This is a genomic window from Intrasporangium sp. (assembly GCF_030452765.1).
GTDB lineage: Bacteria > Actinomycetota > Actinomycetes > Actinomycetales > Dermatophilaceae > Intrasporangium_A.
The window spans coordinates 1-6,841 of sequence record NZ_JAKDLO010000209.1 but is presented as its reverse complement, the minus strand read 5'-3'; the positions used below and the strand labels follow the sequence as shown (position 1 = coordinate 6,841).

Genomic DNA, 6,841 nt, shown 5'->3' with positions numbered 1-6,841 from the left:
CATCGCCTGAGCCTGCTTGCCCCATGGCTGATCAGCGGGCCGCGCGGAGCGTGGCCAGGATCCGGGGATGACCATCGACATCGCGCTCGTCGATGACGGTGACCTCGCCCAGACCCACGCTGCGGGCAAGCCGGCGCAGACCTTCGGCGGGGAAGCCCCAGTAGAAGAAGTCGTCGCGCGAGTTCACCGCCCCAGGCTGGTGCACCTCGATCGCAGGGACGCCGGCAGGCAGGTGCGAGCCGTAGGTCTCCACCACGACCTCACCGCCAGAGGCCAGCACGTCGGCGAGCGTTCGCAGCAGCGTGATCGGGTCGGTCACCCGGTGCAGGACACCGAAGCACAGCACCACGTCGAACCGCTCGCCGAGCTCACGCACGTCCAGCGCGTCCATGCGCTGGTACTGCACCTGCGAGGCGAGCAGGTCTGCGATCGCGCGGAAGCCGGCACTGCCCGCCAGGGTCACCCCGAACCGGGCGCGCACCCAGTCGATGTACTGCTCGTTGTCGACCGCGACGACGCGGCGCGCCTGGCGGGCCTCGGCCAAGAAGCTGTAGAAGCCGTCGAACGCGCCGATGTCGAGCACACTGCGCCCCGCGAAGCGGTCGGCCGTCATCACCGGCAGGCGGTAGCCGTGGTCGCGGGCGATGCCCGGCGTGTAGATCCCGGGCGCCAGGGCAAAGGTGTGGAACCACAAGGGGACCGAGTCGCGGACCCGCTCGGCGCGCTCGACGGTCGAGCCGATGGGCAGCTCGTCGGCGACCATCCGCTCGGCCTCAGAGGTCTCGGGGATCGGCTCGAGTGGCTCGAGGGGGCCAGCTCCGGCGTTCAACGCCTCACCTCCATGATCGTCAACCTGTCGCCACGGTGGGCCCGACCTCGACGAGCCCCTGACTCATACCGTGACATGGGGCTGACTGTATGCGCATCTGCAGTGTGCCGTGTCTGGCACCCGTGCGGCAGGGGCCGCAGAGACCATTCGAGACGTCTCGCAAAGACCCATTCCTGGGCGACCTCCTGCACGGCGACCTCGGCGAGCTTGGTTGCAACCCCAGCATCCTGCCCTCCCGCGTGGACAGGCACCCTCGTCAGGAAACTCGCAGGTGGCCTTCGGCGGCCGCGGCCGCGTCGCGTAATAGGCTGCACTGCGTCGCTTGGAACCAGACCGTCGGCGGGCGGCGCCCAAGGCGAGAAGGAGCCCGGATGACGACGCGAACCGTGGACGCTCTCCGGTCAGGCGACCGCGGGCCAGCCGTCGCCGACGTGTGTGACCGCCTCGTGATCACCGGCGACCTACCGTCCAGGTTCGCCACGGCCGATCGTCGGGAGATGCTCTATGACGGCGAGGTCGAGCAGGCGGTCCGCGCCTTCCAGCAGCGCCGAGGGCTCATCGTCGACGGAATCGTCGGGCGGGCGACGTTCACCATCCTCGACGGCGCGCGGTGGCAGCTTGGGGACCGGGTGCTGCGGTACACCCCCGGCCGGTTCCTCGAGGGCGACGACGTCGTTGCGCTGCAGGAACGGCTCGCGGGACTCGGCTTCAGCGTCGCCAAGGTCGACGGGATCCATGGGCCCGAGACCGATGCGGCGGTGCGGGCCTTCCAGACCGCAGTCGGGCTCGTCAGCGACGGAATCGTCGGCCCGGAGACGATGCGGGCCTTCGACGCGCTGCGACGGAGTGTGCGGGGAGGCTCGGCCAATGCCCTTCGCGAGCGCGAACACCTGCGTCAGAGCGGGCCGAGCCTGGCTGGACGCACGATCGTGCTCGACCCCGGGCACGGCGGTGACGACCCTGGCGTCATCGGGCCGGACGGGCTGACCGAGGCCTCCGTCGCCCTGGGCATCGCAGCCCGCATCGAGGGACGATTGTCCGCGCACGGCGCCAACGTCGTGTTCACGCACACCGGGCGGACCGAGGGCGGTTCCGAGGAGGACCGCGCGGCCTTCGCCAACGCCCGCGACGCGGACCTCTTGCTGACCCTGCACAGCGACCACACGAACGGGACGTCCGGCCACGGCGTCGCGACCTTCTTCTACGGGCATCGCGACCACGCCGGTTGGTCGATCATCGGCGAGCGCTTCGCCGACCTCATGCTACGCGAGGTCGTCGCGCGCACCGGCCTGACCGACTGTCGCTCGCACGCCCAGACCTGGGCCCTGCTGCGGCGGACCCGGATGCCTGCCGTGCGCCTCGACTACGGCTATCTCACCCATCCCGGCGACGCCGCCCTGCTCGCCCAACCGGTCGTCCTCGACCGGATGGCGGAGGGCGTCGTGGTGGCCCTTCAGCGGATGTATCTGGGGGACGCGGATGTGGGACAGACCGGGATGCTGCGGTTGTCGGACCTACGCCGTCACCTCGAGGCGATGGTCGCCCGGAAGGCATCGGGGGCCTCCTCGGCCGGTTGAGTCGCGTCCCTGCCCAAGCACCACCCACCAACCCCCACCCATCCAGTTTGCATACCTGCCTGTGCATCAGGCAGGATCAGCGCCGAGCGTCCACTGGTGGGGGTCCGTCAGCGCAGGGCGTCTCGGCGGGATCGAAGGTGTGCGTTCTCTCGGATGTCCGAGATCGAGCCGTTGCTCCGCACGGCCTCCCACACGTCACTCCGTCTCTCCGAAAGGATCGCCCCATGGACGATTTCCTGTCCCACGTCTGGGACTTCATCTGGATGTTCTTCACCATCTTCGTGTTCGTCGCCTGGCTGATCGCCCTGTTCAGCATCATCGTCGACCTGTTCCGCGACCGGGAGCTCTCCGGCTGGGCGAAGGCCGTCTGGCTGCTCTTCCTGATGTTCGTCCCGTTCCTGACCGCGCTGATCTACCTCATCGCGCGGGGCCGCGGCATGGCCGGTCGGTCCGTTGCCCAGGCGAGGGCGCAACAGGACGCGGCCGACTCCTACATCCGTTCAGTCGCGGGCGGCGGGCCAGTCGGCGGGCCGGCGACGGAGATCGCCAAGGCCAAGGAACTGCTCGACGCCGGCTCCATCACCCAGACGGAGTTCGACTCGCTCAAGGCGAAGGCGCTTGCCTGACCCTGACCCTGGGGTTGGCCAACCACCATCCCTGAGCTGACCAGAGCCCCCGCCATCGGACGATGTGCGGGGGCTCTGCTCGTTCCGGGTTCAGGTCGCGGGTGGGTCAGGCGATCGCGGGCGGGTCAGCGCAGGATGCCCCGGCGATGGCCCTCGCTCACGGCGGAGGCCCGGTCGCGGACCCCGAGCTTGTCGAAGACGTGCAGCAGGTGGGTCTTGACCGTCGTCTCGCTGACGAAGAGCCGGCCGGCGATGTCCTTGTTCGTCGCGCCGTCGGCAGCCAGGATCAGCACCTCGCGTTCGCGGGGGCTGAGGGTGCCTGCGGACGGGGCCCGCACCGAGGTGACGAGACGGTCCGCGACCGTGGGGGACAGCGTCGCCCGCCCGGCGTGCGCGGAACGGATCCCGGCCAGGAGCGTGTCCGCGGTGCTGTCCTTGAGCAGGTAGCCGGTGGCACCGGCCTCGATCGCAGGCAGCACGTCGGCGTCGGTGTCGAAGGTCGTCACGACGAGCACCCGCACTCCGGGCGCGCGTTCGGTCAGTGCGCGGATCGCCTCGACCCCGCCCATCCCCGGCATCCGCAGGTCCATCAGCACCACGTCGACCTGGTGAGCCCCCACGAACGACAGCGCCGCCTCGCCGTCCCCACAGGCGCCGACGACGTCGATGTCCGGGCTGCCGCCGAGCATCCCCTCGAGGCCGTCCCGGACGACCGGATGGTCGTCCACGACCAGCACCCGGATCGGCCCGGCTGTCGCGGTCACGCCGGCTCCTCGAGCCCGCTGCGCAATCCGCTCGGCGCCGCTGGCATCGGCACCCGGGTCGGGATGACGGCGCTGAGCGTCGCGCCGGCGCCGGGCTCGGACTCGAGAGTGACCTGGCCACCCAGGGCGGCGACCCGCCGGCGCATCGACCGCAGGCCGAAGCCGGTGCCGTGGGCCGGTGCCGTGGCGTCACAGCCGCAGCCGTCATCGCGGACGTCGAGCAGGATGGCGGTATCCGTGTACGAGAGGGTCACCACGGCACGCGAGGCACACGCGTGCTTGGCGACATTGGTCAGTGCCTCCTGGGCGGCGCGATACAGGGCCACCTCGGCATCGGCGGCCACGGCTCCCACGGTCCCGACCACCTCCACGCGGGCTGCGACACCACTCTGCGCGGCCCAGCTCGCCGCCAGCTCACGCACCGCGTCCGGGAGCCGGGCCTGCTCGAGCCGCTCCGGGCCGACCGCGGCCAGGAACCGGCGGGCCTCGGCGAGCGAGTCCCGGGCGATCTGCTTGGCCTGGCCCGCGTGACGATGCCGCTCCTGCGGTGAGCCGGCCCGTTCCAGGGCCTCGAGCTGGGTGATCACGCCGGCCAGCCCCTGCGCGATCGTGTCGTGGACCTCCCCGGCGAAGCGCTCCCGTTCGGCCTGCACCCCTGCCTCGTGGGCCTGGGCGAGCAGCTGGTCGTACAGGCTGGCGTTCTCGGCCAGGACCTGCTGCAGCCGCTCGTTGCTCGCCTCGAGCTCGGCCAGCAGCTCCTGCCGGCGTTGCCCGTGCCGTTCGGAGGCCTCCATGAAGCGGACGACGGCGACCGCGATCCCGGCGTTCATGACCAGCAGGGCGGCCCAGAAGACGAGCAAGCCGCTGGTCAGCTGCACCGGCGAGCCCGACTGCGTCCAGCTGATCAGACCGGCAATGACAACGACCCCGACCCAGCGGGGCCACCCGCGGGCGACGTCGAACGTACGGATGAAGAGGAACCAGGTGAAGAAGCCGTAGAGCGGGTGGGCCAGGTCGAGGCCAGCGGTGAGCACGAAGAGGCCGGCGAGGTAGGTCAGGTCCGCGGCCCAGCCCAGCCGCCCCGCCCGCCCGAGGCCGGGGCTACCGCGGGTCGAGCGGCGCACTCGGGCCGTCGACCAGCACGCCTCCCACAGCGATGTGGCCAGGACCAGGCCGAGCAGGACCACCGGTGTGATCCGGGAAAGGGCGCCGAGCAGGACGACGGTCGTGATGATCAGGAGCAGCCCGTGCGGAAGCCACCGGAAGAAGGTCGTCTCACGTCGCCGCCAACGCTGCTCGGCGGCGGCGAGCACGCGCCCGTCCTGCGCCTGCGCCATCATTCGATCGTACGCGGCTGGAGCGGGCTGCCCGGGCAGATGATCATGGCGCTACTCCCAGCGGAACCAGCGCACGGCCGCCCACCCCAGCCCGGCGGCATACGCGGCGAGGACGAGCAGGTGCAGCGCAGCTGGCCACTGACCGGTGGCAGCCTCGTGCAGCGCGAGCGACCCGGCCCCGAGCGGGGTGAACCCACTGATCGTCTGCAGCACCTCGGGCATCGCCTGCACCGGCAGCCAGAGCCCGCCGAAGAACATCAGCGGGAAGAAGGCCATCGAGCCGAGGGCCGAGGCGACCTTCGCCGAGGGCGTGAGCGCCCCGACGAGCAGCCCGAGGGCGAGCATCGCCGCGGTCACGAGCACCAGGACGAGCAGGTATGCCGCTGGGTTGCCGGGCAGGGGCACCGCGAAGGCGGCGCGCCCGACCGCGAGGAGCACGACCGCCATGACGAGGATCACGCCTCCGATCAGAGTCAGCTGGGCCGCGATGAGCCGGCGCCATCCTGCGGGTGTCGTCGCGAGCCGCTTGAGGATCTTGCGCTCCCGGTAGGTGCCGAGGATGCTCGGCAGCCCGGTCACCGCGATGAAGCAGATCGACAGCAGGATCAGCACGGGCAGGTAGAGCTCGATCAGGCGCACACCGGTTTCGGGGTCGGCGGTCCGGAAGACCGGGATCAGCCCGAAGATGCCGAGGAGCAGGACCGGGAAGACGCAGGCCCAGAAGGTCAGCATCGGCTCGCGCAGCATGAGCCTGCCCTCGGCGCGGGTCATGGCGGTGTAGGCGGTCATGCCCGTTGCCGCGCCTCTTCCCGTCGCTGCGGGCCGCCCACGCAGAGCGTGGGACCCGCCTCGCCGGCGCTCGGTCGGGTCCTCGCGTCGGTCGGCGCTCATGCCCGCTCCTCCTCGAGCACGTCGGTGGTGCGGGTGGTCAAGGCGACGAAGGCGTCGTCGAGACCGGCCTGCTCGACCCGGAGGCGCTTGGCCAGGATGTCGCGGCGGATCAGCTCTGCGATGACCGCCTGCACGACGCCGTCGGGACCGGTGACGACGATCTCCTCGTCGTTGCGGCGTGCGCTGCGCACCCCGGGCAGGTCGGCCAGGTCGGCCGGGTCCACCGGGAGGGACGGGACGAAACGCATCGTCTGGTCGGGGGCCACGCTCTCGGTGATCTGGGCGGGAGTTCCGGACGCGGTGACGACTCCGGCGTCGATGACCGCGAGGCGGTCGCAGAGCCGCTCGGCCTCCTCCATGGAGTGGGTCACGAGCAGGACCGTCACCCCCGTGTCGCGCAGCTCGCGCACCAGACCCCAGGTTTCGCGACGAGCGGCCGGGTCCAGGCCCGTCGTCAGCTCGTCGAGGACGGCGATCCGGGGACGCCCGATCAGGGCCAGGGCGATCGACAGGCGTTGCCGCTGGCCTCCGGAGAGCTTGGCGAACCGGGTGTGCAAGGCCGATCGCAGACCGAGCCGGTCCACGAGGTCGTCCAGGCCCATCGGACGCGCGTGGAAGGCGGCATGCAGCTCCAGCGCCTCGCGGACGGTCAGCTTGTCCGGCAGCGCGGCCTCCTGCAGCTGTGCGCCGACCACGGTCGTGATCCGCTCGTGGTCGATGGCCGGGTCGAGACCGAGGACGCAGACCCGGCCGGCGTCGCGCCGGCGCAGACCGAGCAGGCACTCGACGGTCGTCGTCTTGCCCGCGCCGTTGGGGC

At 71.2% G+C, this 6,841-nt stretch carries 7 protein-coding genes; 2 read left to right on the top strand and 5 right to left on the bottom strand.

Features of this window, described 5'->3' with window-relative positions; all coding sequences use genetic code 11:
* Positions 1 to 31: 31 nt before the first annotated feature.
* On the bottom strand, positions 32 to 829 hold the full coding sequence (locus L0H79_RS19385; RefSeq protein ID WP_301486283.1) for a bifunctional 2-polyprenyl-6-hydroxyphenol methylase/3-demethylubiquinol 3-O-methyltransferase UbiG: 798 nt from the start codon (positions 827 to 829) through the stop codon (positions 32 to 34).
* A gap of 371 nt (positions 830 to 1,200) precedes the next feature.
* Between L0H79_RS19385 and L0H79_RS19380 the strand changes: the two genes are divergently transcribed.
* Together L0H79_RS19380 and L0H79_RS19375 are read left to right on the top strand one after the other, a co-directional pair.
* Positions 1,201 to 2,406 carry an N-acetylmuramoyl-L-alanine amidase gene (locus L0H79_RS19380; RefSeq protein WP_301486282.1) on the top strand — a complete coding sequence of 402 codons (1,206 nt, stop codon included), beginning with the start codon at positions 1,201 to 1,203 and terminating at the stop codon, positions 2,404 to 2,406.
* A gap of 224 nt (positions 2,407 to 2,630) precedes the next feature.
* Complete coding sequence (locus tag L0H79_RS19375) at positions 2,631 to 3,032, top strand: SHOCT domain-containing protein (RefSeq protein ID WP_301486281.1); 402 nt, start codon at positions 2,631 to 2,633, stop codon at positions 3,030 to 3,032.
* A 125-nt stretch (positions 3,033 to 3,157) separates the two neighbouring features.
* Here L0H79_RS19375 and L0H79_RS19370 read toward each other — a convergent pair whose 3' ends face one another.
* From L0H79_RS19370 to L0H79_RS19355, 4 genes are all read right to left on the bottom strand, one after another.
* Complete coding sequence (locus L0H79_RS19370; RefSeq protein ID WP_301486280.1) at positions 3,158 to 3,796, bottom strand: response regulator transcription factor; 639 nt, start codon at positions 3,794 to 3,796, stop codon at positions 3,158 to 3,160.
* Positions 3,793 to 5,133 carry a sensor histidine kinase gene (locus L0H79_RS19365; RefSeq protein ID WP_301486279.1) on the bottom strand — a complete coding sequence of 447 codons (1,341 nt, stop codon included), beginning with the start codon at positions 5,131 to 5,133 and terminating at the stop codon, positions 3,793 to 3,795. The genes L0H79_RS19370 and L0H79_RS19365 overlap by 4 nt, the downstream gene beginning before the upstream one ends.
* Before the next feature lie 51 nt (positions 5,134 to 5,184).
* Entirely contained in the window at positions 5,185 to 6,024 is an 840-nt protein-coding gene (locus tag L0H79_RS19360) for an ABC transporter permease (RefSeq protein ID WP_301486278.1), read from the bottom strand.
* A partial coding sequence (locus tag L0H79_RS19355) for an ABC transporter ATP-binding protein (protein ID WP_301486277.1) occupies positions 6,021 to 6,841 on the bottom strand: 821 nt, incomplete at its 5' end. The genes L0H79_RS19360 and L0H79_RS19355, both read right to left, overlap by 4 nt.

Excerpts from the sequence above, each read along its gene's own strand:
- L0H79_RS19380 (WP_301486282.1), top strand. The coding sequence starts at position 1,201 with ATGACGACGCGAACCGTGGACGCTCTCCGGTCAGGCGACCGCGGGCCA.
- L0H79_RS19375 (WP_301486281.1), top strand. The coding sequence starts at position 2,631 with ATGGACGATTTCCTGTCCCACGTCTGGGACTTCATCTGGATGTTCTTC.
- L0H79_RS19365 (WP_301486279.1), bottom strand. The coding sequence starts at position 5,133 with ATGGCGCAGGCGCAGGACGGGCGCGTGCTCGCCGCCGCCGAGCAGCGT.
- L0H79_RS19360 (WP_301486278.1), bottom strand. The coding sequence starts at position 6,024 with ATGAGCGCCGACCGACGCGAGGACCCGACCGAGCGCCGGCGAGGCGGG.